Origin of the sequence: Pseudomonas sp. NCCP-436 (genome assembly GCF_019656335.1) — a bacterium.
Lineage (GTDB): Bacteria > Pseudomonadota > Gammaproteobacteria > Pseudomonadales > Pseudomonadaceae > Aquipseudomonas.
Map to the genome: position 1 here is coordinate 106481 of NZ_BPLZ01000007.1, position 23736 is coordinate 130216.

The 23736-nt window shown below is 63.2% G+C and carries 18 protein-coding genes; 12 read left to right on the plus strand and 6 right to left on the minus strand.

The window, feature by feature from the left end; translation table 11 throughout:
* Window positions 1–28: 28 nt before the first annotated feature.
* Window positions 29–550: a sigma-70 family RNA polymerase sigma factor gene (locus NCCP436_RS09755; RefSeq protein WP_259651476.1), complete on the minus strand. Its 522-nt coding sequence runs from the start codon at window positions 548–550 to the stop codon at window positions 29–31.
* 185 nt (window positions 551–735) lie between these two features.
* On the opposite strand from NCCP436_RS09755, the gene NCCP436_RS09760 reads away from it, so the two are divergent.
* Window positions 736–3417 (plus strand): condensation domain-containing protein, encoded by a 2682-nt coding sequence (locus tag NCCP436_RS09760; protein WP_259651477.1) that lies wholly within the window; start codon window positions 736–738, stop codon window positions 3415–3417.
* Window positions 3418–3498: 81 nt separating this feature from the next.
* Here NCCP436_RS09760 and basC read toward each other — a convergent pair whose 3' ends face one another.
* Both basC and NCCP436_RS09770 read right to left on the minus strand, forming a co-directional pair.
* Window positions 3499–4887 (minus strand): putative histamine N-monooxygenase, encoded by a 1389-nt coding sequence (basC, locus tag NCCP436_RS09765; protein WP_220803804.1) that lies wholly within the window; start codon window positions 4885–4887, stop codon window positions 3499–3501.
* Window positions 4884–9248 carry an amino acid adenylation domain-containing protein gene (locus NCCP436_RS09770; protein ID WP_375709482.1) on the minus strand — a complete coding sequence of 1455 codons (4365 nt, stop codon included), beginning with the start codon at window positions 9246–9248 and terminating at the stop codon, window positions 4884–4886. Before NCCP436_RS09770 ends, basC begins: the two co-directional genes overlap by 4 nt.
* Window positions 9249–9359: 111 nt before the next feature.
* Between NCCP436_RS09770 and NCCP436_RS09775 the strand changes: the two genes are divergently transcribed.
* The 4 genes from NCCP436_RS09775 to NCCP436_RS09790 are packed head-to-tail and all read left to right on the plus strand — an operon-like array spanning window position 9360 to window position 13953.
* Window positions 9360–10556, plus strand: a complete 1197-nt coding sequence (locus tag NCCP436_RS09775) for an isochorismate synthase MenF (protein ID WP_220803806.1) — start codon at window positions 9360–9362, stop codon at window positions 10554–10556.
* Between the two features lies 1 nt (window position 10557).
* Window positions 10558–12393 carry a (2,3-dihydroxybenzoyl)adenylate synthase gene (locus NCCP436_RS09780; RefSeq protein ID WP_220803807.1) on the plus strand — a complete coding sequence of 612 codons (1836 nt, stop codon included), beginning with the start codon at window positions 10558–10560 and terminating at the stop codon, window positions 12391–12393.
* A gap of 40 nt (window positions 12394–12433) precedes the next feature.
* Window positions 12434–13591: a histidine decarboxylase gene (locus NCCP436_RS09785; RefSeq protein ID WP_220803808.1), complete on the plus strand. Its 1158-nt coding sequence runs from the start codon at window positions 12434–12436 to the stop codon at window positions 13589–13591.
* A gap of 50 nt (window positions 13592–13641) precedes the next feature.
* Window positions 13642–13953 (plus strand): isochorismate lyase, encoded by a 312-nt coding sequence (locus NCCP436_RS09790; RefSeq protein ID WP_220803896.1) that lies wholly within the window; start codon window positions 13642–13644, stop codon window positions 13951–13953.
* A gap of 9 nt (window positions 13954–13962) precedes the next feature.
* Here the strand turns inward: NCCP436_RS09790 and rpiA are convergent, their stop codons facing one another.
* Window positions 13963–14634 (minus strand): ribose-5-phosphate isomerase RpiA, encoded by a 672-nt coding sequence (rpiA, locus tag NCCP436_RS09795; protein WP_220803809.1) that lies wholly within the window; start codon window positions 14632–14634, stop codon window positions 13963–13965.
* 156 nt (window positions 14635–14790) lie between these two features.
* Here rpiA and ilvA point away from each other — a divergent pair, with 156 nt between their 5' ends.
* Together ilvA and NCCP436_RS09805 are read left to right on the plus strand one after the other, a co-directional pair.
* Complete coding sequence (gene ilvA, locus NCCP436_RS09800) at window positions 14791–16305, plus strand: threonine ammonia-lyase, biosynthetic (RefSeq protein WP_220803810.1); 1515 nt, start codon at window positions 14791–14793, stop codon at window positions 16303–16305.
* 74 nt (window positions 16306–16379) lie between these two features.
* Window positions 16380–16820 (plus strand): DUF2269 family protein, encoded by a 441-nt coding sequence (locus NCCP436_RS09805; RefSeq protein ID WP_220803811.1) that lies wholly within the window; start codon window positions 16380–16382, stop codon window positions 16818–16820.
* Between the two features lie 6 nt (window positions 16821–16826).
* Here the strand turns inward: NCCP436_RS09805 and NCCP436_RS09810 are convergent, their stop codons facing one another.
* Window positions 16827–17480, minus strand: coding sequence for an HAD family phosphatase (locus NCCP436_RS09810; protein ID WP_220803812.1), 654 nt, complete (start codon window positions 17478–17480; stop codon window positions 16827–16829).
* Between the two features lie 144 nt (window positions 17481–17624).
* On the opposite strand from NCCP436_RS09810, the gene NCCP436_RS09815 reads away from it, so the two are divergent.
* Together NCCP436_RS09815 and ptsP are read left to right on the plus strand one after the other, a co-directional pair.
* On the plus strand, window positions 17625–18104 hold the full coding sequence (locus NCCP436_RS09815; protein ID WP_220803813.1) for an RNA pyrophosphohydrolase: 480 nt from the start codon (window positions 17625–17627) through the stop codon (window positions 18102–18104).
* Between the two features lie 21 nt (window positions 18105–18125).
* The gene (gene ptsP / locus NCCP436_RS09820; protein WP_220803814.1) at window positions 18126–20405 is read left to right on the plus strand and encodes a phosphoenolpyruvate--protein phosphotransferase; all 2280 of its coding nucleotides are present in this window, start codon (window positions 18126–18128) and stop codon (window positions 20403–20405) included.
* Here the strand turns inward: ptsP and NCCP436_RS09825 are convergent, their stop codons facing one another.
* Window positions 20406–21158 (minus strand): NRDE family protein, encoded by a 753-nt coding sequence (locus NCCP436_RS09825; protein ID WP_220803815.1) that lies wholly within the window; start codon window positions 21156–21158, stop codon window positions 20406–20408. It lies immediately after the preceding gene.
* 160 nt (window positions 21159–21318) lie between these two features.
* Between NCCP436_RS09825 and NCCP436_RS09830 the strand changes: the two genes are divergently transcribed.
* The 3 genes from NCCP436_RS09830 to NCCP436_RS09840 are packed head-to-tail and all read left to right on the plus strand — an operon-like array spanning window position 21319 to window position 23706.
* On the plus strand, window positions 21319–22101 hold the full coding sequence (locus NCCP436_RS09830; RefSeq protein WP_220803816.1) for a sulfite exporter TauE/SafE family protein: 783 nt from the start codon (window positions 21319–21321) through the stop codon (window positions 22099–22101).
* 10 nt (window positions 22102–22111) lie between these two features.
* Entirely contained in the window at window positions 22112–22912 is an 801-nt protein-coding gene (gene lgt, locus NCCP436_RS09835; protein WP_220803817.1) for a prolipoprotein diacylglyceryl transferase, read from the plus strand.
* Window positions 22912–23706: a thymidylate synthase gene (locus NCCP436_RS09840; protein WP_220803818.1), complete on the plus strand. Its 795-nt coding sequence runs from the start codon at window positions 22912–22914 to the stop codon at window positions 23704–23706. Before lgt ends, NCCP436_RS09840 begins: the two co-directional genes overlap by 1 nt.
* Window positions 23707–23736 lie beyond the last annotated feature (30 nt).

Here is a 23736-nt window from a genome sequence, read left to right on the forward strand (position 1 = left end):
ACGGGGCGGAAAAAACCTCAATGCTTTTTCAGTTGCTTTCGCTCCGGGTGTCGCAAGCCGCCTGTCGGCAGCTCTTGAGTACCGCTGCCAGATACTTCTCAACCGAAGAGACCGAGACGTTCAGTTCCGTAGCGATATCCCGGTAAGCCTTGCCTTCCAGTCGATGCAGCAGCAGCGCCTGGCGGGCCTTGACCGGTTGACGGGAAAGAGTCGACGAGAGCTGTTCCAGGGCTTCGCTGGCCAGGGCTCGAGTCTCTTCCGAGGCGGTGTGCGGCTCCTCACGCTGGCTCAGCTCGCCCAGGTAGTCGGACTCAAGGGTGCGCCGGCGATACAGGTCGATCAGCTTGCAGCGGGCCATGCGGGTCAGGTGCCGGCGGCTGTCGCAGGCTTGCGGCAGCTGCCCTTTGCGGAACATGTGCAGGTAGATGTCGTGGGCCAGGTCAGCGGCATCCATGCTGTTGCCCAGTCTGCGACGCAGCAGGCTGCACAGCCAGTTGTGATGTTCGGCATAGAACTGCGCGAAAGCTTTTCTTGATGAAGTCCTGTCCACTCCAACCTCTCTGTTTAGAGCTGTGGAAACTTCTTGCAATACCTGGCTAATAATAATCATTATCATTGGATATTCAATCTTGCTTGCGCTGGTTTTTCCCGGAGACAGCTGCCGGACAGCCTTTGCGAGGAGAAATGGGCGCCTGTGAGCGCTGATCCGCATGTTCGACAACCTGGGAGACATCCATGAAGGACACTCATCCGCACAGCCCTTCGGCGACCGAAGAGCACATCTGGTTGCTACAGGAGCAGCAGCCTGAGCGCGTCCTGCAGACCCTCGAGGGCTGGCGGCTGCGCGGTCGCGAACAGTTGCCGCAGATCATCGAGGCGGTAAGGCGGCTGCTGGAGGCGTTGCCGCAGCTCAATGCCCGCTACCGTTTCAGTGAGGACGGCGAGTTGCACAGGCAGGTCGGTACGAACTGGCAGGATTGCCTGCAGTGGTTGCACGCGGTGGACGTGCGACAGGCCGTGGAGCAATTGCTCGAGCATCAGTTGCGTCCCTGGTGCGCAGCCAATGAGCCTCCGTTCAAGGTCTGGCTGGTGGAAGCCGGAGACGATCTGTACCTGGTGATGCAATTGCATCGCATCCTGGGGTGTGAGACGGCGCTGCTGGGCGAGCGACTTGCAGCGGCCGCTGCCGGTCGGCCTTTGGCGGCGCTGCCGGAGGCCGGGCAGACGCTGCTGGCAGAGCCGACGGCCTTCTCGCCGTTGCCGGGGTTGCGGCGCCAGGGCCGGACAGAACTGACGATCAGTGGCCCGTTCTGGGACGCTCCATTGTCTGAGGACGAACGCCTGGCTCTGCGCTGGCAGGCGCGGCTGCCGATGTCGGGGACAGAGTTGGAGCTGGCGTCGATCAGCCAGCAGTTCGCCCGCTTCGTAGCCCGGCTGGGCGGACATGAGGCACTCAAGCTGATGTTGCATCGGCAGGGCTGCTGTCAGGCGATTGTGTTGAATGAGCAAAGCGGCCCCGAAGATCTGCTGTACAGCGCCGCTGCGCAAAGCGATACAGGGCAAGCCAGCCTGCCGGAGGTTGCCGTGCACTGGCTGCCGGCTGCCAGCGAGTCGATGCAGGCACTGTTCGTCGGGCCGCTGGCGCTGCCGAGTGCCGAGCTGCGCGCGGATCTGCAGCTGAGTCTGCAGGCCTGGCCTGATGGCAGCCTGTGGCTGAGTTTGGAAACTGGTCAGGGCTTGTGGGCCTATGCCGGCAGTTACCTGCTGGGCAGTCTTCTCAGCAGCATTGCCGGTGGTTCATCTCTGGCTTTGCCGGCTCCGCTGCAAAGCGGGGCAGGGGACGAGATCTGCGGGATTCTGCTGGAGGCTTTCCGCGAAGCCCTGGGCGAGCCGCATCTGACGGCTGCAGACGACTTCTTCGATCATGGTGGCCACTCCATGCTGGCTACCATGATTATCGGCAGGCTGCGCAGTCAGTACGGCTTTGAACTGAGCCTTGGTGACTTCTTCAGCGCCTCCAGCGCCGCGAGCCTGGCCGCCCGGGTGCGGCGCACTGCCAGTCAGGAGCGCGATGAGCTGGTCGCCGAAACCATGGAGGACGCTCCGCTGGCACTGGCTCAGGCCTCGCTGGGACGTGCCTACCAGGCCTTTGATTTCGGTACGGTGTTCAACCTGCCGTTTGCCTTGCGCTTTCTTGATCCGGTGGACGAGCACTGTTTCGGGCAGGCCTTCGGAGATCTTCTCGTTCGCCACGCCAGCCTGCGCAGTACCTATCATTTCGAGCAGGGTGAGGGGCGCCAGCGGGTGGTGCCGGTCTGTCAGCTGTCGCGTTTCAAGTGGTTCTGGAGCAGTGCGGAAAGCACACGGGCCAGCCTGGCCAGTGAGGCCGCCTGGCGCTTTGATCTGACTCGCGAGTTGCCGGTGCGGGTGCGCTTTCTGCGTGAGCCGGGCAGCGATCAGCAGGTTCTGTCGATGCTGATTCACCATATGGCCATCGACGAGTGGTCGCTGAACGTCATGATGAAGGAGCTGGCACAGGCCTATCGCGCGCGGACTGCCGGCAGGGCGCCGCAGTGGGCTGCTCCGGTGCCGTCCTTCCACAGTTTCGCCGCTTTGCAGCAGTCTGCCGGTATCGACCGGCAACACCTGGCTCACTGGGTACAGCACCTGCAGGCGGCGCGTCGCGGGCTGATCCTGCCGGATAGCGGTGAGCCGCACGCGCAGCCAGTGGCCGAGCGTGCTGCCGCCTGGTTCGACATCATGCCCGGCGAAGGTGTCGCCGATGCCCTGCACAGCCTTGCCCGTCAGCAGCACGCCTCACTGTTCGGCGTGCTCTACGCTGCTATTGCCCTGTCGCTGCGGCAACTGGCTGGGCTGGATGAATTGCTGATCGGCACCTCAGCCTCCGGTCGCAGCGATCCGGCGTACTTCGGGACCGTAGGCTATTTCACCACTATGGTGGCGCACCGGGTGCAGTTCAGCGCCGGGCAGACGGTGGGCGAGCTGATCGCTCAGGTTACCCGTACCATCAGCGATTCCATGGCCTGGGCCACGGTGCCGCTGGAGCAGATCCAGCAGGCGCTGGGCATGACGGCGGCCGATGGCTTGCTGTTCGATGTGTATGTGCAGATCCACGCCAACAATGCGCTCAATGGCGCTCTTGAGGCGGCCGACGGCAGTTCCGTGCGTTACCGGCAGATCGACCCGGACAAGAGCGAGTCGATGTTCGGGCTGCAGTTCGAGATCATGGAGAACCAGCTCGACGGTGAGCGGCGGCTGCGTCTGGTCGTGACCTATCGACGTGACCGTTACACGCCGGGGCAGATGGCTTGCTTGCGTGAACTGCTCGACGCGCTAATCACCCGTCTTGCCCAGCCGGGTGCGGCTGCACTGAGCCTGTCCGACATTGCGGCATGAACCGCTCAGCCCCTGTGCCGGTCGGTGCAGGGGCTGCGGTGAGTCATCAATGTGATGTGGCTGTGCTGATCTGGTACAGGCTCAGCGGTGTTTTTCCAGACACCCTGTCAGAAGCTGATTTTCATCCGGCAAGGCTGCATCGGCAGGCTGTTGAGGCGGCATACCGTAGTGCTGGAAGGCAGAGCGCTGCGGGCGTCGGTAATGCTCATGGCCCAGCAACTGGTTGATTATGCTGATGTTGCGCATGGCGGCCAGGCCAAGATCCGGTGAGCCGACACCGTGCTGGAAAATCTCCGCGTTCTGTACGAAGACCCTTGCCTTGCCTGGAACTCGGCGGCGGGCCTGAAAGTTCGTCTCCACCAGGCAGTCGCCGTGCTCATCAACTTCCAGCAGCGTACCCTTGAGTCGCTCGAACCAGGCTGGCCAGACATGCTGGTAGCCAGTGGCAGCGATCAGTGCATCGGCCTGCAGGGTTCCGTCCCGCTGCAGCTGGCGATGGCGGAAGTGCAGGCACAGGGTGCCGTCTGCGGCGACTTGCAGATTTTCCACATCGCAGCTTGAAAAGAGTTTGAGGCCAGGGTCGCGGCCACCGATGGAGCGCTCGTAGAGCTGGTCGAAGACATCGGCGATGGTGCTGAAGCTGATGCCCTTGTAGAGCAGCGCCTGGCCCTTGACCAGTTCGCGGCGCCGTTCGCGCGGCAGACTGTGGAAGTAGTCCATGTAGGCCGGAGTGAAGCATTCCTGGCCAAGTTTGGAGAACTCCATGGGATGGAAGCCCGCCGAGCGGGTCAGCCAGAGGATCGAGGCACCGGTGTCCACCCGTTCGGGGCTTAGCTCGGCAAGCAGAGCCAGCACACATTCGGCAGCGCTCTGTCCGGAACCGACTACCACCACCCGCTGGCAGCGGGCCAGTTGTTCGCGGTAATAGGCAAAGTGTGCGGCATGCAGCACTGGCGCCGGGGTGTCCACTTCGGCCCATTTCGGCAGCTGGGGCGCGGTGCCGACGCCGACCACCAGATCGCGGGCGCTGTATTGGCGCAGCAGGCCGGCTGGCGAACGGCTGTGGATCCTGAAGCAGTCGGCTCTGCTGTCATAGGTGACATCACTGACCTCTTCGCCGAATTGGCAGCTCGGCAGTTTTTGTGACGCCCAGCGACAGTAGTGGTCGTACTCGCGGCGTGGGATCAGGAAAGTGTCGTAGTAGTAGAAGGGGTAGAGCCGGTCATGCTGATGGAGGTAGTTCAGGTAGCTCAGCCGGTGGGTTGGGTCGGCCATGGTCACCAGATCTGCGAGAAACGGTACCTGCAGAGTGGTTCCTGGCAGCAGCAGGCCCTCGTGCCAGCGGAACTGCGTCTTGCGCTCGAGGAACAGCGCGCGGATGTTGTCATGACCGGACAGCAGAGCGGCCAGTCCGAGGTTGAAGGGGCCAATGCCAATGCCGGCAACGTCCAGAGTGGGTTGATCGATCATCCGAATTGATTTCCGAGGTAATGCTGAAGATGGGTTTCCACGTCCGCGGCATTGCGCCAGCGCAGCAGTTGCGCAGGTGGTACGTCGGCGGCGAAGGTTTCGCGCAGGCGCGCGGAGATGGTTTTCAGGTGACTGGGGCGTAGCCCCAGGCTGACGAATTCAACGCTCGGATCGGTGCAGGCCGAGGGCGGCAGTCCCAGTGCCTCAAGGTAGATCGTCAGCAGTTGCCTGACTCTGGGCGAGACGCCTGCGACCGGTGTTGTGATTTCTGCGTCGGTTCGGGCACTCAGTAGTTGGCGGGCGCGATTGCGGTCCGGCTTGCCATTGGCGCTCAGTGGCAGGGCCTGTACCGGCAGGAAGCGTGATGGTACGTGACTCGGCGCCAGGCGCCGGCTGGCATGCTCGCGGAGTTGGGCGACGCTTGGGACATCAGCTCTGCGGCTGACGTAGAGCGCGCCGAGGGCGGCATCGCCCTGCCTGGCATCGCCGTAGTCGACCACCAGCACGTGCAGCAGATCCGGGTGCTCAAGCAGGGCCATTTCCACGTCCGGCAGGGACACCCGCACGCCACGGATCTTCACGTAACCGCCCACCCGGCGGGCGAACATCAGTATGCCGTCGCGTCGGTAGAAACCGCAGTCGCCGGTGCGGAAGGCGCGTGTCGGCTGGCCCTGGTCGTCCTCTACGGTGACGAAGTCGGTCTGCAGCAGACAGCCGTCCTGTAGATAGCCCAGTGCCAGATTCGCGCCGGCAGTGTGGATGCGTCCCACGACTCCGGGCGGGCTATGTCGGCCGGATTCGTCGAGCAGCAGGTAGCGGTTGCCGGGCAGTGGTCGGCCATAGGGGATGGCCTTGCCGTCGGCAGCAGTGATCTCGTGCCAGATGCTCCAGATGGTGGTCTCCGTCGGGCCGCCCAGGGATATCAGGCGGGCATCCGGCAGCAGCCGGCGCAATTCGTCGACTACCGCCGGCTTGATGTAGTCGCCGCCCTGGGCGATCAGGCGCAGGCTGCCCAGGGAGTGTTCGCCGCGACAGGCCAGCAACATCTCCAGAATGGCCGGCACCGAGCACCAGAGACTGACCCGGTGTTCGGCCAGCAGACGGTTCCAGCTAACCGCGTCCTTGTCTTCGCCGGGGCCCGGCAATACCAGTGTGGCTCCCGCACTCAGGCAGCCGAACAGGTCGAACACCGACATGTCGTGATGCAGTGGCGTCACCGAGATGAACACGTCGTCGGCCGTCACCTTCCAGTTGTGCAAAGTGCTGCCGATCACGTTGGCCGTGGCGCGGTTGCCCAGCACCACACACTTGGGCCGGCCGGTGGTGCCGGAGGTGTACAGGTAATAGGCAGGTGTGTCGCTGAGCGACAGTTCATCCAGGGTTGCCAGCTCCGGCAGGCGTGGCGGACTGTTCAGCAGTTCCTGGAAGGAGGTGCTTGTCCAGTCTGGGGCAGTCGTGTCGTTTGCCACCACCAGATCTGGCTGGCAGTTGTTCAGCAGGTAATGGCGTCGCTCATCCGGTGCCGTGGCATCAATCGGCACCCAGACGATACCGCTCAGGGCGCATGCCAGGGTCAATTGGACATGCTCCGGGCTGCGCGGCAGGCAGTTGGCGAGCACGCTGCCCGGGCGCAGTCCGCGACCCTGCAGCGCGCCCATGATGCGTGCCACGCGCTGGCCCAGCTCGCTATAGCTCAACTGCTGGTTGTTACAGATCAGGGCTGGATGCGGATTCTCGGCGGCGAACAGATTGGCGGCGATCCGGCTGAGAAATGCGTAGTCATTGGCCTGTTCCGGAGGACTGTTGAAACGATAGTGGCGACGGTCGATCAGCGCGGCACCGTCCAGTGCAAAGGTGGCGGCACCGGCCAGCTGTTTCAGCGCCTGATCGATGGCACTCAGCAACTCGTCGATCATTTCGTCATCCAGGGCCGGCCGGGCATAGTCGAGGTCGAGCAACAGGTCGCCGCTGGTATCCGTCGAAAAGCGCAGATCCAGTGCAACCTGGGGGGTCTGAGTCAGTCCGCCGCACAGGCGCATTGAGTTGTCGGCGGACAGTGCCGGCCAGGAAAGGCCGTTGGTAATGACCACCGGCAATGCCGGCCCCGGGCCGTTGTGTTCGAGCAGCAGGCGTCCCAGGTCGACCCCGGAAAAGTCCAGATGCTCCAGCCCTTCGAGCACGTCGCCCTGCAACCGGGCAGCGCGTTCGGCGAAGCTGCCCCGTTGTGGCTGCCAGTTCACTGCGATAAAGCTGGATCGATTGGCCAATTCGCCGGCGCTGGGAATGGCTACGGGCACGGCCACGCACAGCTCACCTTCGTCCAGCCAGCGTGACAGTACTTCCAGTAACAGGGCCATCAGCGTGGTATTGCGAAACAGCTGCTGACGGGCGCCGAGGCGGCAGGCCGCATTGAACACCGGTTGTGCCACGCGCAGGCTGCGGCGTGCAAAGCGTGCCGTGGCCAATTGCTCTAGCGGTTTCTTCCAGGGCAGACGTGGCGCCCCGCTGACCGTCGCCAGCTTGTTCTGCCAGTAGGCGGCGGCCGCTTCGCGGGCAGTTTCGCTGGCCGGCGCAGCATCCGCCGGGGGCGGTAGCCTTGCCGGCTGACCGTCGAACAGCTCTACCAGCAGGGCGGCGATGGCGCGGCCATCGAGGATCAGCGCATCGAAGCGGACAAAGACGACCAGTTCCTCATCGGCCAGTTGAAACAGGGTCAGGTTCCAAGGCGCGTGATGCAGGTCGGACAGCGTATGGGCATAGGTTTCGCGTCGTCTGTCCAGTTCGGCGAGGGCGGCGTCCCGGCTTAGATGGCGCAGGTCGACCTCATCGAGGTTGAGCCGCGCTGCCGCGCTGAGGTACTGCCGGTTGCGCTGCGCGTCGATCCGCGTGCGCAGGGACGGATGGCGCTGCACCAGCGTGGTCAGGCGCTGGCGCAGCAGTTGCGGATCGAAACGGCCGCGGTACTCGCGAAACTCCTGCATGGCCACGCCGCCCAGTGCCATCTGCTCGCTACGGCCGAACAGGTAGGCCTGCTGCAGGGCATTCAGAGACTGGGCCGGCTGCAGTGGCTGTTCCAGCATCTGCGGTTGTTTCGCCAGTTGTTGCAACTGTGCGACGAAATCATCGAACAGGCTTTCGACCCAGGCTAGCGGCAGGGCGTCAAGGCGGACGTCCCAGTTGATCAGCAGTCCATCATGGACGCTGGCAAGTTGGGCATCCAGTGCCACCTGGGGGCCTTGCGAGACGATCCAGCCCGGTTCGCCCAGTTGCTGCCGGACACGTGCGGAAAACAGCTCTTCCCCGGGCAGATCCAGTGCGGCCGTGAACACTACCGGAGCCAGTTGCGGCGAGCCTTTCAGGCGCGACAGGTCGCGCATCACGCTGACCCCGGAGTAGGCACTGTGGGCGATCAGTTGCCGTGTTTCGCCAGCCAGCTCATGGCACAGCTGCGCCAGCGAGCCAGCCTGCTGCAAATCGACGTTGACAATCAGCACGTTGGCAAACTCGCCGACGATTTCCTGGGTGCCGGCAAGCAGGGGCGGTCGCCAGAAACATGGCAGGTTAAGACGAAAGCGGCGGTCGCCGGTATGCCGGGCCAGGCTCTCGGCAAACAATCCCAGCAGCAGAACGGAAAAGCTCAGGCGCTGTTGCCGGGCCAGTTGCCGCAGAGCCTGCCGCTTGCTCAGCGAGAGCCGGGCGTGAAGTCGCCGGGTGCAGGGTTTCAGGACACCGCTGGTCAGCGGTAGGGAGGGTGCAGGTGCAAGCTGAGGCAGACGCTGGCGCCACCACTGGCGGGCTTCGGCCTGCTCTGCCTGTAGAGCGGGATCGCTGTGCGCCCGATCCAGCCATGCAAAGAAATCCGCAGGGGCCGGAATCGATGTTTGCGGATCTTCGTAGAGCCGCGCCAGATCCTCGACCAGGAGGCGAAAGCTGGACGGATCGACGGCCATCATGTCGCAGTCCAGGTGCAGGCGGCTGCGACCTTCCGGTAGCAGGCTCAGACACCAGCGGGCTACCTGACCACGGCTCGGATCCAGTCGCTGGTGCGTCCACTGCTGGCGGATCTCCTCCAGTCTTTGCTGCACGCTGGCGGTGTCAGTGTTACGCAGATCCTCGATCTCCAGCGGTGCGGCTGGCGGAGCTGGAGCAATGCGCTGGCCTCCTTCGGCGCTGATCTGCATCCGCAGCATGGGATGCAGGGCATAAAGACGATCCAGCGCCTGTTGCAAACGCCCTGCATCGATTCCGCTGCGGTCGAATTCTGCATACAGGTGGGCCGCTACGCCTCCCAGTTGCGCATGTTCTTCGCGCCCCATCCAGCAGGCGGCTTGCATAGTGGTAAGTGCTCTCATTGACGCCATGGCCTGGTTGACAAGTCCGTGTGGTATCCGTTTTTCTAGTATTAGAAATGAGAATCATTATATTTCAAGTGTTTTTTACCGTCCCGCTCAATCGCCACGGAGACATGTCTCATGAGAACGGCTCGTCAGCTGGTGTATGGATCACCCGAACAGGAAGGGGATGGCGACTGCCAAACCTTCTCCTTCGCCTCAGGTGATCTCGAACTTATCGCCCGGGGGCCGATGCAGCGCATTGACGCCCCGGCAGCCGGCGCCCAGTCAGCCGGCAGTCCCTTGCTGCACAGCATCGAGCAGGCCCTGGAGCGGGCAGTTCGCCACGGCCAGCGCCAGCCCATGGTGGTAGGGGCCATTCCCTTCGATACCAGCCAGCCGTCCTGCCTCTACGTGCCGCAATGCGTCGAATGGCGGCCGCTGGCCGCACCGGCCGAGACGGACGAGCCGCTGCCGGTGTTGCTGGAACAGCGCAATGTTCCAGGGGAAGCTGATTTCAAGCGCGCGGTCGAGCACGCCATCGTCAATTTTCAGCACAGTGATGTGCGCAAGGCTGTGCTTTCGGTGCAGCGCGAGCTGAGCTTTGCCGAAGACGTGGATGTGTCGGTCGTGCAGCAGCGGCTAAGGCGGCAGAACCGCAGCGGTTATCACTTCTGCGTACCGCAGGCCGACGGTGGGGTATTGCTTGGGGTCAGCCCTGAATTGCTGATCCGCAAGCACGGCCGGCAGTTCGTTTCCAATCCGCTGGCCGGCTCGGTGCGGCGCAGTGCCGAGGCCCGTGAGGATCAGGCCAATGCCGCCTGGCTGGCGGCTTCGGAGAAGGATCACTACGAGCACAGCCTGGTGGTGGAGGACATCCGTGCGCGGCTGCAGGGCATGTGCAGCCGTTTGCAGGTGCCGGAGCGGCCTTCGCTGATCAGCACCGCGGCGCTGTGGCACCTGTCCAGTCGCATCGAGGGCGAGTTGCCGGATGACAGGCTGTCAGCCCTGCAGCTGGCCTGTCGGCTGCATCCGACGCCTGCGGTATGCGGTTTTCCTACCGAGCGCGCGCGTCAGTTGATCCGCTTCGTCGAGCCATTCGAGCGTGGCCTGTTCACCGGCATGGTGGGCTGGTGCGATGCCGAAGGCAACGGCGAATGGGTGGTGACCATCCGCTGCGGCTCGATCCAGCGCAATCGCGTCCGGCTGTTTGCCGGTGCCGGCATCGTCGAGGCATCCCGCCCGGAAAACGAATGGAACGAGGTGCAGACCAAGCTCGGCACCATGCTGCGGGCCTTCGGTCTGCCCACCGATTCACCCGCCACTAGTAGGGACTGACATGAGCATCGAATTTACTCGCTGGCCGGAGCCGCGTGCCCGCCGTTACCGGGAGCTGGGCTACTGGATTGGCCAGCCGTTGAGCCGGATTCTGGAAATCCAGGCTCATGAGCGACCGGAGGCGCCGGCGATCATTTGCGGTGAGCGCATCTTCAGCTATGCCCTGCTTGACCAGCTATCCGGCAACCTGGCCAGCCGCCTGCTGGCCGGCGGCATGCGCCGTGGTGATACGGCGCTGGTGCAGTTGCCCAATGTCGCCGAGTTCTACATTGTCCTGTTCGCTCTGCTGAAGGCCGGTATCGTGCCGCTCAATGCGCTGTACAGCCACCGCCAGCTGGAGCTGGGCCACTATGTCGGGCAGATTCGTCCGCGCCTGCTGATAGCCTCGGCCAGCCATGAGGTGCTGCGTGACGACAGTTGGCTGCAGGGGCTGCGCGATGCCGGACAGGCGCCAGAGCGCGTGTTGCTGTTGGGTGAGAGCGCACTGGGCGAGCGTCTCGAGGACTGGATGCAGGCCCCGGCACGGCAGGCGCTCGCCTGTCGTCCTGGTCAGCCGGACGAGGTGGCGCTGTTTCAGCTGTCCGGTGGCAGCACGGGTACACCGAAACTGATTCCGCGCACCCATGACGACTACTGCTTCAACGCTAGGCGCTGCGCCGAGGTCTGTGCCTTGAGTGAACGAACGCGCTTTCTCTGCGCCTTGCCGGCGGCGCACAACTTCGTGCTCAGTTCGCCGGGCGCGTTGGGCGTATTCCATGCCGGTGGCTGCGTGGTATTGGCCGCCTCGCCGGACCCGCAGCTGTGTTTCCCGCTGATTGCCCGGCATGGCGTCAACGTCGCCGCACTGGTGCCCAGCGCCGTCGTCCTGTGGCTGGAGGCGGCGGCCGGCGATCGCGAAGCGCTGCGCTCGCTGGAGGTGTTGCAGGTAGGTGGCGCCAGTTTCGCCGAAGCGCTGGCGCGGCGCGTGCCGCAGGTGCTGGGCTGTCGTCTGCAGCAGGTGTTCGGCATGGCCGAAGGACTGATCAGCTATACCCGCCTGGACGATCCGCCGGAACAGATTTTCACCACTCAGGGCCGGCCGATCTGTGCCGACGATGAGATCCGCATTCTCGACGAGAACGGCCAGCCATTGCCCGACGGCGTGAGCGGAATGCTCGCCACCCGCGGCCCGTACACCTTCTGTGGCTATTACGCCAGTCCGGAGCAGAACGCCCGGGCCTTTGATGCCGAGGGTTTCTATCTGTCGGGTGATCTGGTGCGGCGCACTGCCGACGGTTTCCTGCAGGTAGTGGGGCGGGTCAAGGATCAGATCAACCGTGGTGGCGAGAAGATCGCCGCGGAGGAGGTCGAGCACCTGCTGCTGCAGCATCCGCAAGTCAGCCAGGCCGCTCTGGTGGCCATGCCTGACGAGCGCCTCGGCGAACGGAGCTGCGCCTTTATCGTCGCCTCCGCTAACGCTCTGAAGGCTCCGATGCTGCGCCGCCATCTGCTGGAGCTGGGCATCGCCGAATACAAGCTGCCGGATCGTATCCGTCTGCTGGACGCCATGCCGCATACCGCCGTGGGCAAGATCGACAAGCAGCAGTTGCGCCGGCAACTGGCGCTGGAGGCCAACCGCGAATGGCTGGCTGAGCGGGTGCGCCAGCTGGTGGAGGACGGCGAGGAGCTGGATCCGGCGGAGAACCTGATCTTCTACGGCCTCGACTCCCTGCGGGTGATGAATCTGGCGGCGGAGCTTAAGGCTCGTGGCATCGCCGTCAGCTTCGAGGAGCTGGCGCGCACACCCACCCTGCAGCACTGGCAGAGTCTTCTGGAAACCCGTCAGACGGCCGGTTAGGTCGGGCTGCATTGCTTTTCCCACGCATATGGAGTCAACCATGATCCTTTCGGCCACCGATCAGATGAAGCTGAACAGCTTCTGGCAGTACTGCCTGCAGCATCAGTATTTCAACATCAGCTACCCGGAGTCGGCGGATTTCGACTACTCGCAGCTGGAGCGTTTCCTGCGTTTTTCGATCAACAACTGCGGCGACTGGAGCGAGCCCGGCAACTATCTGCTGAATACCTTCGCCTTCGAGCGCGAGGTGATGAGTCACTTTGCCGGGCTGTACCGGATCGCCGTGCAGGATAGTTGGGGATACGTCACCAATGGCGGCACCGAAGGCAACATGTTCGCTTGCTACCTGGCTCGTGAGCTGTTTCCCAATGGCACTCTCTACTATTCGCGTGACAGTCACTACTCGGTGATGAAGATCGCCCGCCTGCTGAAAATGAGGAGTCAGGTAGTGGCCTCGCTGCCCAGCGGCGAGATCGATTGCAACGACCTGCTGCAGCGGATTGCCGCCAACCGGGGTTCAGCGCCGATCATCTTTGCCAATATCGGTACTACCCTGCGCGGCGCCGTGGACGATATCGCCGACATCCGTCAGCGTCTGGCGCTCGCCGGCTTTGCCCGTGACGACTACTATCTGCATGCCGACGCCGCGCTCAGCGGCATGATCCTGCCCTTCGTCGGCAGCCCCCAGCCCCATACATTCGCCGACGGCATCGATTCGATCAGCGTGTCCGGGCACAAGATGATCGGCTCGCCGATACCCTGCGGCATAGTGCTGGCCCGGCGGCGCCATGTGGAGCGCATCTCCGTGGAGGTGGACTACATCGCCGCGCGTGATCGCACCATCAGTGGCTCGCGCAACGGCCATAGTCCCTTGATTCTCTGGGCAGGACTGCGCAGTCGGACTCATGAGCAGTGGTGTCGCCGTGTGCAGCACTGCCTGCATATGGCCGAGTACGCAGTGAGCCGCTTGCGGCAGGCTGGCATCGCTGCCTGGCGCCACGCCAATTCGGTCACCGTGGTGTTCCCGCGCCCCTCCGAACCGTTGGTACAGGCCTTTGGCCTGGCTGCGTCGGGGCATGAGGCGCACCTGATTGCCATGCCCCATCACCGTGAGCCGGCTGCCTTCGACCCCTTGTTTGATGCTCTGATCGCCGACCGCCGCGAGCAGTTGCAACCGATCCAGGTGTATGCAGTCTGAACCGCGAGCCCTCGACTTTTGAGCCATTACGGAAAACATCCATGAGCACAATCAAAGCCCCGCAAGACTGCAGCAGCCTGGAGGACATCCGGGCCGCCATCGATCTTTACGACCGGCAGATTTTCGACGCCATGTGTCAGCGCCTGAACTATGTCAGGGCGGCGGCCCGCTTCAAGCCGGACGAGCAATCCATCCCGGCTCCGCAGCGGGTTGCGGCCATGCTGGCCGAGCGCAGCCGCTGGGCCGCCGAGGCCGGGTTTGACGAAGGCTTTACCCGCAGCCTGTTCGAGCAGCTCATCGCCTGGAATATCGAGCAGCAAATCCAGCACTGGCGACATCAGCGACAGCAGGCGGCGGGCTAAAGGCTGCCCTCAGCGGCTCAGGCGGCAAACACCCTCGGTAGTGCCGAGCAGCAGCAGGTCAGCCGGGCGGGCGGCGAACAAACCATTGGTCACTACGCCGACGATGGCGTTGATGTCGGCTTCCAGCTTCACCGGGTTGGTGATCGACATGTTGTGCACGTCGAGGATGATGTTGCCGTTGTCGGTCACCACGCCCTCGCGGTACACCGGGTCGCCGCCCAGCTTGACCAGCTCTCGGGCCACGTGGCTGCGTGCCATGGGGATGACTTCCACCGGCAGCGGGAAGGCGCCCAGCACCGGTACCAGCTTGCTGGCATCGGCAATGCAGATAAAGGTCCTGGCTACCGCCGCGACGATCTTCTCGCGGGTCAGTGCGGCGCCGCCGCCCTTGATCAGGTTCAGGTGCTCGTCGCTCTCGTCGGCGCCGTCGATGTAGAACTCCAGATCACTGACGCTGTTGAGGTCGTAGACCGGGATGCCGTGTGCCTTCAGGCGCGCTGCGGTAGCTTCGGAGCTGGCTACGGCACCGTCGAACTCCATCTTGTGCCGGGCTAGGGCATCGATGAAGAAGTTGGCAGTGGAGCCGGTGCCGACACCGATGATGCTCTTGCTGTCGAGGTTGGGGAGGATGGTGTCGACAGCGGCCTGGGCCACGGCCTGTTTCAATTGATCCTGGTTCATCACGGGGGATATGCCTGGAGGGTGGGAAGGTCGGAGACGGAATTATAGCGCCAAGCCCGGGGCGGCCGGCAAAACCCCTCCTTTCATGTGGTCGGCTGCGGCGGGGCTGCGGTAGACTCGTCAGCTACCTCCCGCCTCAACACCTGCGAAACCGCCATGCTTGAACAGTACGTGAAGAAGATCCTGACCTCGCGCGTCTACGACGTTGCCGAGGAAACCCCGCTGCAACCGGCCCGTCAGCTCAGCGAGCGACTGGGCAACCAGATTCTGCTCAAGCGCGAGGATCTGCAGCCGGTGTACTCGTTCAAGATTCGTGGCGCCTACAACAAGCTGGCTCAGTTGTCCCCCGAAGAACTGTCCCGTGGCGTGGTTACCGCCTCGGCCGGCAACCATGCTCAGGGCGTGGCGCTGGCGGCCAGGCATCTGGGGGTGAAGGCGACCATCGTCATGCCGCGCACCACCCCGGAGCTGAAGGTGCAGGGCGTGCGTTCGCGTGGCGGCAAGGCTGTTTTGCACGGCGATGCCTTTCCCGAGGCGTTGGCCCATTCGCTGAAACTGGTCAAGGAAAAGGGTTACACCTATATCCACCCCTATGACGATCCGTTGGTAATCGCCGGCCAGGGCACCGTGGCCATGGAGGTTCTGCGCCAGCATCAGGGCCGCCTCGACGCCATCTTCGTGCCGGTCGGCGGAGGTGGGCTGATCGCCGGCATCGCCGCGTACGTCAAATACCTGCGCCCCGAGATCAAGGTCATCGGTGTCGAGCCGGACGATTCCAACTGCCTGCAACAGGCCATGGCCGCCGGTGAGCGTGTGGTGCTGCCGAGTGTCGGGCTGTTTGCCGACGGTGTGGCCGTGGCGCAGATCGGTGAGCACACCTTCGAGATCTGCCGGAACTACGTGGATGAGGTCATCACCGTCAGCACTGACGAGATCTGCGCGGCGATCAAGGACATCTATGACGATACTCGCTCGATCACCGAGCCGGCCGGTGCTCTGGCCGTGGCCGGTATCAAACGATACGTAGAGCGTGAGGGCCTGCAGGGACAGGTGCTGGTGGGCATCGACTCCGGCGCCAATGTCAATTTCGACCGCCTGCGCCATGTGGCCGAGCGTGCCGAGCTGGGCGAGAAGCGCGAGGCCATCATCGCTGTGACCATCCCCGAGCAGCCGGGCAGCTTCAAGGCCTTCTGCGAGGCTCTGGGCAAGCGTCAGATCACCGAGTTCAACTACCGCTACAACACTGGTCGCGAGGCGCATATTTTCGTTGGGGTGCAGACCCACCCGGAAAACGACCCGCGCCAGGCGCTGGTCGATGGCCTGCGAGCGCAGGGCTTCCCGGTGCTGGATCTGACCGACAACGAGCTGGCCAAGCTGCATATCCGCCATATGGTCGGCGGCCATGCGGTCGGCGTCAGCAACGAGATGGTGCTGCGCTTCGAGTTCCCGGAGCGGCCGGGGGCGCTGTTCAACTTCCTGCAGAAACTCGGCGGGCGCTGGAACATCTCCATGTTCCACTACCGCAACCACGGCGCTGCCGATGGTCGCGTGCTGGCCGCACTGCAGGTGCCGGACGATGAGCGTCAGTTGGTGCCGGCAGCGCTGGAGGCGATTGGCTATCCCTACTGGGATGAAAGTGACAACCCGGCCTATCGCCTGTTCCTGGGCTGATGGCCGACACGCCGGGCGCCTGCAGCGTCCGGCGTTTGTGTATATGTAAAGCCTGTCTGATTGAGGAAAGCCTGATGGAACACTACCTGCTGGTACGCATTCTCCACAGCGCCCCTGGCGTACTTCTGCTGCTGGGGCTGATCGCTCATGGATTCATGCTGTTCAGGGCGCAGCGTAGTGGTGACGCCTCGGTGCTGGCACGCAAGCTGCGAGTCACTCTGCGTTACAGCCTGCCGGCCTTCGCCGTGCTGGCGCTGAGCCTGCCACTGAGCGGCTTCTGGCTGGTCGATACCGCCGGCTGGCCGCTTGACCAGACTTGGCTGCTGCTGGGCAATGTCCTCTTTCTGCTGATGCTGCTGGCTGGCCTGCTGCTGGTCGGGCGCCTCTCGGCCTGGCGTGCGCTGGGTGAGGCGCCTGCATCTGTGGCGCTCAAGCGCCTGTGCCTGATCTACGCCATCCTGATCGCCGTGCTGCTGCTGGCGATCATGGCCTTGATGGGAGCCAAGCCGGCATAGTGCGCATTATCGCAGGCTGATTATCGGCCAGCCGCGCTCGGCAGCAGTGGCACGCAACACCTCGTCCGGGTCGACCGCGACCGGGTTGCTCACTGCCTCGAGTAGCGGCAGGTCGTTGCGCGAGTCGCTATAAAAGTACGCGCCATCGAGGTTGTGTCCCGTTTCGGCCAGCCACTGGTTCAGGCGGGTCACCTTGCCGGCCTGGTAGCAGGGGATGCCAGTGATCTGCCCGGTATAGCGCCCGTCGGCCATGCCGCACTCGGTGGCAATCAGCGTCTCCACACCCAGGCGTTCGGCAATCGGTGCGGTGACGAAGCGGTTGGTGGCGGTGATGATCACCAGCTTGTCGCCAGCCTCGCGATGCTGGGCCAACAGGGCCTCGCCCTTGGCCAGGATGATCGGTTCTATCACCTCTGCCATGAACTCGCGATGCCATTGCGTCAGTTGCGCCATGTCGTGCCGGCCGAGGATCGCCTGGCTGAAGTTTTGGTAGGCCACTACATCCAGCCTGCCGGCGCAGTAGTCGGCATAGAAGGCATCGTTGCGGGCCTGGTATTCGTCGGCATCGACGAGACCGCGTTGGCAGACGAAGTCGCCCCAGCTATGGTCGCTGTCGCCGGCAAGCAGGGTGTTGTCGAGGTCGAAAAGGGCCAAGCGCACGGTTCTTCACCTGTATCAGCTATGAGGAAGGCGCGCCAGAATAGCCGCTTTGATCCGCCTTTCCCACTACAGTAAAAGCCGCGTTGCTGCTGTGCTTGGCTTTGTGGAACAATGCCGGAACTTGTGTCTACGAGGTTGCATGCCGTGATTGATCCCGATGGTTTTCGACCCAATGTCGGCATCATCCTGACCAACGATGTCGGCCAGGTGCTGTGGGCCCGGCGTATCAACCAGGACGCCTGGCAGTTCCCGCAGGGCGGCATCAATGATCATGAAACGCCGGAAGAGGCGCTATATCGCGAACTCAACGAAGAGGTCGGGCTCGAAGAGCGCGACGTGAAGATTCTCGCCTGCACCCGTGGCTGGCTGCGTTATCGCCTGCCGCAGCGTCTGGTGCGTACGCACAGCCAGCCGCTGTGCATCGGCCAGAAGCAGAAGTGGTTTCTTCTGCGTCTGACCGGCTCTGAGGATCGGGTACGCATGGATCTTACCGGCAAGCCGGAATTCGACGGCTGGCGCTGGGTCAGTTACTGGTACCCGCTGGGCCAGGTAGTCACATTCAAGCGCGAGGTTTACCGTCGCGCACTCAAGGAACTTGCTCCGCGCCTCGTGGTGCGTGACTGAACCCGGGATACCCTATCGAGCATGCTCAATACCCTGCGCAAGATCGTCCAGGAAGTGAACGCCGCCAAGGATCTCAAGGCGGCACTGACGATTATCGTGCAGCGGGTGAAGGAGGCCATGGGCAGTCAGGTCTGCTCGGTCTATCTGCTCGACCCGGAGAGCAACCGTTTTGTTCTGATGGCCACCGACGGCCTCAACAAGCGTTCTATCGGCAAGGTCAGCATGGCCCCCAGCGAGGGCCTGGTGGGTCTGGTCGGGAGCCGCGAAGAACCGCTCAACCTTGAGGACGCCGCCAGCCATCCACGCTATCGCTACTTCGCAGAGACCGGTGAGGAACGCTACGCCTCGTTCCTGGGGGCGCCGATCATCCACCACCGCCGCGTGATGGGCGTGCTCGTCGTGCAGCAGAAGGAGCGCCGCCAGTTCGACGAGGGCGAAGAAGCCTTTCTGGTCACCATGAGTGCGCAGCTTGCCGGGGTGATTGCCCATGCCGAGGCCACCGGCTCCATCCGTGGCCTTGGCCGGCAAGGCAAGGGCGTTAGCGAGGCCAAGTTCATCGGTGTACCCGGGGCGCCGGGTGTTGCCGTGGGCACCGCGGTGGTGGTGTTGCCGCCGGCTGATCTGAACGTGGTACCGGATCGCACGATCGACGATATCGAGGCCGAGCTGGCGCTGTTCGACAAGGCTCTGGGCTGGGTGCGTGAGGATATGCAGGAACTTGCGCAGAAGCTTGCCACCCAGTTGCGCAAGGAAGAGCTGGCGCTGTTCGAGGTCTACCTGATGATGCTCGACGACGCCGCTCTGGGTAACGAGGTGCGCAAGATCATCCGCACCGGACAGTGGGCCCAGGGCGCGTTGCGCCAGGTGGTGCTCGACCATGTCGGTCGCTTCGAACTGATGGACGACGCCTACCTGCGCGAACGTGCCAGTGATGTGCGCGACCTTGGCCGCCGTCTGCTTGCCTACCTGCAGGAGGAGCGCAAGACCACTCTGGTCTACCCGGATGACACCATCCTGGTCAGTGAGGAACTGTCGCCGGCCATGCTCGGCGAGGTGCCGGAAGGCAAGCTGGCCGGCCTGGTATCGGTGACCGGTTCCGGCAACTCGCATGTGGCGATCTTTGCCCGCGCCATGGGTATTCCCACGGTGATGGGGGTGGTCGATCTGCCTTATTCGAAGATCGACGGCATCCGTCTGATTGTCGACGGTTACCACGGTGAGGTATTCACCAACCCCAGCGAACTTTTGACCAAGCAGTACGCCGAGGTGGTCGAGGAGGAGCGTCAGCTCACCGAGGGGCTGGATGCGCTGCGTGAACTGCCCTGCGAGACGCTGGACGGCCACCGTATGCCGTTGTGGGTCAACACTGGCCTGCTTGCCGATGTAGCCCGGGCCCAGCAGCGTGGCGCCGAGGGCGTGGGGCTGTACCGCACGGAAGTGCCGTTCATGGTCAATGAGCGCTTTCCCAGCGAGAAGGAGCAACTTGCCACCTATCGCGAACAGCTGCAGGCCTTCCATCCGCTGCCGGTGACCATGCGTACCCTGGATATCGGTGGTGACAAGGCGCTGACCTACTTCCCGATCAAGGAGGATAACCCCTTCCTTGGTTGGCGCGGCATCCGCGTGACCCTTGACCACCCGGAAATCTTCCTGGTGCAGGTACGCGCCATGCTCAAGGCCAGCGAAGGGCTGAACAACCTGCGCATCCTGCTGCCGATGATCAGCGGGATTCAGGAGCTGGAAGAAGCGTTGCACCTGATCCATCGAGCCTGGGGCGAGGTGCGTGATGAAGGCACCGACGTGCCGCTGCCGCCGATCGGAGTGATGATCGAGATACCCGCCGCGGTCTATCAGACCCGCGACCTGGCACGTCAGGTGGACTTCCTTTCGGTCGGCTCCAACGACCTGACCCAGTACCTGCTGGCGGTTGACCGCAACAATCCACGTGTGGCCGATCTCTACGATTTCCTCCACCCGGCGGTGCTGCATGCGCTGCAGAGGGTGGTCGAGGATGCCCATGCCGAGGGCAAACCAGTGAGTATCTGCGGTGAAATGGCCGGTGATCCGGCGGCCGCTGTGCTGCTGCTGGCGATGGGGTTCGACTCGTTGTCGATGAACGCCACCAACCTGCCCAAGGTGAAATGGCTGTTGCGCCAGATCACCCGCAGCAAGGCCTGCGAGCTGTTGAGCCAGGTGGTGGCCATGGACAACCCGCACCTGATCTACAGTACTCTGCATCTGGCGCTGCGTAACCTGGGGCTGGGGCGGGTCATCAACCCTGCCTCCAACATTCAGGCCTGATCAGAGCGGGCTACTGCACAGCTGAACTTCGCCGAGCCACACCCCGTTGCGGCCGAAACTGCGTTCGCGAATCTGCCAGCTGCCGTCCTGATGCAGGGTCAGCAGCGTGCTGGCGCGGGTGCCGTAGGTCGGGCTGACGATGAATACGCTCGACAGCAGGCGCTCGGTTTCCTCGTCCAGGCCGGTGTTCGGTAGTAGGTGCGCCGATGGCTGGCGACCGTCGGCCATGATCTCCAGTAGTTGCTCGTCCTCGGCGTCGATTGCCCGGGCCAGTGCGTCACGAGCCTGCAGCAGCTTCGGCCAGGGGGTGTCGAGGCTGGCGTTGGCCAGGCCGTAGACACCACTGTTCAGTTGTCGGGGCTGACCTTCCTGTGAGTTGAAATGCCATAGCTGTCGGCTGTCACCGAGCAGAAGGTTGAAACCGGCGTATTGCTGCGCGTCTTCCATGACCTGCTGCAGGTAGGTCTGTGGTGTGCAGTCGCCGCGCAGGAAGGTGCTGGTCAGCTCGCCGCGTGAACGCGAGCGCAGCGGTTGGGACGTATCGCGAATATTGGTCAGAGCAGCGAAGCGCCCGCTTCGGGTTATTCCCAGCCAGGTGCCGCCTGCTTCCAGATCGCGCCCGCCGAACAGACCCGGTGCATCGGCCCATTCAGCCAATGGCGCGCTGGCGCGAGAATAGAATTCGTCACGATTGGCGGCGAGGCGCAGCGGGACTGGTGTGTTCGGGCGCCAGGCAAAGACGATCAGGCACATGGGATCCACCGGGTTAGGATTCTGCTGCAGGCTAGCGAGGCGGCAGGCTTAGGGCAACCGTGGGCGTATCGGCTGGCTGCGAGACACTGCAGAGGTCGGCGCGACTGCCGCAGACAGGGCTTTTCCGCTAACATGCCGGTTTGTTTTCGGGAGAATGGTGATGGAGCTGCTGCTGTACCTGGTGCTTGGCGCGGCGGCCGGCGTGCTGGCCGGACTGTTCGGTGTTGGTGGTGGTCTGATCATCGTCCCGGTACTGGTGCTGAGCTTCGCCTCGCAGGGTATTGCGCCGGAGGTGCTGACGCATCTGGCGGTGGGAACCTCGCTGGCTACCATCGTCTTTACCTCGATCAATTCCACCCTGGAGCATCACCGCAAGGGGGCAGTGCGTTGGCCGCTGTTTCGCTGGCTGGCGCTGGGGATACTGTTTGGCACACTGCTCGGGGCGCTGACGGCGGCATCCATTGATGGGCCGTGGCTGCAGAAGATCATCGGCACCTTCGCCGTCCTTATCGCGCTACAGATGGCGTTCGATCTGAAACCTCGTGCCAGTCGTGATGTCCCAGGCAAACCCGGGTTGACGGCTGCAGGTGGGGTGATTGGCTGGGCTTCGGCCATTTTCGGCATCGGTGGCGGTTCGCTCACCGTGCCATTTCTGGTCTGGCGCAGTGTGCCGATGCCGCAGGCAGTGGCCACCTCGGCGGCATGCGGTTTGCCCATTGCCATTGCTGGAGCCTTGGGTTTTATCTGGACCGGTTGGAACAATCCGCTGCTGCCCTCATGGAGTCTGGGCTTCGTTTATCTTCCGGCGTTGTTGGGGATTGCGCTGACCAGCATGTTTTTCGCCCGTATCGGGGCGCGTCTGGCTCATCGGCTGTCGCCGCGCCTGCTCAAGCGGCTGTTTGCCCTGCTGCTGCTGAGCGTGGGCCTGAATTTTCTCGTTTAAGGAGTAGCCAATGCTGCCTTACCCGCAGATCGATCCAGTGGCGCTGTCCCTCGGCCCGCTGAAAATCCACTGGTATGGCCTGATGTATCTGGTTGGTATCGGCGGCGCTTGGTGGCTGGCTTCGCGCCGGCTGAATCGTTTCGATGCAGCCTGGAGCAAGGAGAAGCTTTCGGATCTGGTGTTCTGGGTGGCCATGGGAGTGATCCTCGGCGGGCGGCTCGGCTACGTATTGTTTTACGACCTGGCGGCCTATATCGCCGAGCCGGTGAAGATCCTGCGGGTTTGGGAGGGCGGTATGTCCTTCCATGGCGGTCTGATCGGGGTGATGTTGTCGACCTGGTGGTTCGGCAAGCGTAACGGCAAGAGCTTCTTCGAGTTGATGGACTTTATCGCACCCCTTGTTCCGATCGGGCTGGGAGCCGGCCGGGTCGGCAACTTCATCAACGCCGAGTTGTGGGGCAAGGCCACGGATCTGCCCTGGGCGATGATCTTCCCGACTGATCCGCAGCAGTTGGCGCGTCATCCCTCGCAGCTCTATCAGTTCGCCCTTGAGGGTGTCGCGCTGTTTACCATCCTCTGGTTCTATTCGCGCAAGCCGCGTCCGACCATGGCCGTGTCCGGACTGTTCGCTGCCTGTTACGGCGTGTTCCGCTTTATCGTCGAATTCGTCCGCGTGCCGGACGCCCAGCTCGGCTATCTGGCCTTCGGCTGGCTGACCATGGGGCAGATTCTCTGCCTGCCGATGATCCTCGGCGGCATCGGCTTGATCGCCTATGCCTACAAGCGCCAGTGCGTTCAAGGAGCTGTCTGATGAAACAGTACCTCGACCTGATGCGTCAGGTGCGTGAGCACGGCACCTTCAAGGAAGACCGTACCGGCACCGGCACCTACAGCGTGTTCGGTTACCAGATGCGCTTCGACCTGGCCGATGGTTTCCCCATCGTCACCACCAAGAAGTGCCACCTGCGCTCGATCATCCATGAGCTGCTGTGGTTCCTGCGGGGCGATACCAACATCAAGTACCTCAAGGACAACGGTGTCAGCATCTGGGACGAGTGGGCCGATGAAAACGGCGACCTCGGTCCGGTGTATGGCTACCAGTGGCGCAGCTGGCCGGCGCCGAACGGCGAGTCGATTGACCAGATCAGCAAGCTGATCGAGATGATCAAGAAGACCCCTGACTCGCGCCGGCTGATTGTTTCGGCCTGGAACCCGGCGCTGGTGGATCAGATGGCCCTGCCACCGTGTCATGCGCTGTTTCAGTTCTATGTGGCCGATGGCAAGCTGAGCTGCCAGCTGTATCAGCGCTCGGCGGATATCTTCCTCGGTGTACCTTTCAATATCGCCAGCTACGCGCTGCTGACCATGATGGTTGCGCAGGTCTGTGGTTTGCAGCCGGGCGAGTTCATCTGGACTGGCGGCGACTGTCACCTGTACGCCAACCACCTTGAGCAGGCTGACCTGCAGCTCTCGCGTGAGCCGCTGCCGTTGCCGACCATGAAGCTCAACCCGCAGGTGAAGGATTTGCTGGCCTTCCGCTTTGAGGATTTTGAGCTGGTCGGCTATCAGGCCCACCCGCATATCAAGGCGCCGGTGGCGGTTTGAGGTCAGGGAAGCAGGGTAGGCTTTGAGCCC

Excerpts from the sequence above, each read along its gene's own strand:
- NCCP436_RS09785 (WP_220803808.1), top strand. The coding sequence starts at position 12,434 with ATGATCCTTTCGGCCACCGATCAGATGAAGCTGAACAGCTTCTGGCAG.
- NCCP436_RS09760 (WP_259651477.1), top strand. The coding sequence starts at position 736 with ATGAAGGACACTCATCCGCACAGCCCTTCGGCGACCGAAGAGCACATC.
- basC (WP_220803804.1), bottom strand. The coding sequence starts at position 4,887 with ATGATCGATCAACCCACTCTGGACGTTGCCGGCATTGGCATTGGCCCC.
- NCCP436_RS09770 (WP_375709482.1), bottom strand. The coding sequence starts at position 9,248 with ATGGCGTCAATGAGAGCACTTACCACTATGCAAGCCGCCTGCTGGATG.
- rpiA (WP_220803809.1), bottom strand. The coding sequence starts at position 14,634 with ATGAACCAGGATCAATTGAAACAGGCCGTGGCCCAGGCCGCTGTCGAC.
- ptsP (WP_220803814.1), top strand. The coding sequence starts at position 18,126 with ATGCTCAATACCCTGCGCAAGATCGTCCAGGAAGTGAACGCCGCCAAG.
- NCCP436_RS09805 (WP_220803811.1), top strand. The coding sequence starts at position 16,380 with ATGGAACACTACCTGCTGGTACGCATTCTCCACAGCGCCCCTGGCGTA.
- ilvA (WP_220803810.1), top strand. The coding sequence starts at position 14,791 with ATGCTTGAACAGTACGTGAAGAAGATCCTGACCTCGCGCGTCTACGAC.
- NCCP436_RS09840 (WP_220803818.1), top strand. The coding sequence starts at position 22,912 with ATGAAACAGTACCTCGACCTGATGCGTCAGGTGCGTGAGCACGGCACC.
- NCCP436_RS09775 (WP_220803806.1), top strand. The coding sequence starts at position 9,360 with ATGAGAACGGCTCGTCAGCTGGTGTATGGATCACCCGAACAGGAAGGG.
- NCCP436_RS09825 (WP_220803815.1), bottom strand. The coding sequence starts at position 21,158 with ATGTGCCTGATCGTCTTTGCCTGGCGCCCGAACACACCAGTCCCGCTG.
- lgt (WP_220803817.1), top strand. The coding sequence starts at position 22,112 with ATGCTGCCTTACCCGCAGATCGATCCAGTGGCGCTGTCCCTCGGCCCG.
- NCCP436_RS09830 (WP_220803816.1), top strand. The coding sequence starts at position 21,319 with ATGGAGCTGCTGCTGTACCTGGTGCTTGGCGCGGCGGCCGGCGTGCTG.
- NCCP436_RS09780 (WP_220803807.1), top strand. The coding sequence starts at position 10,558 with ATGAGCATCGAATTTACTCGCTGGCCGGAGCCGCGTGCCCGCCGTTAC.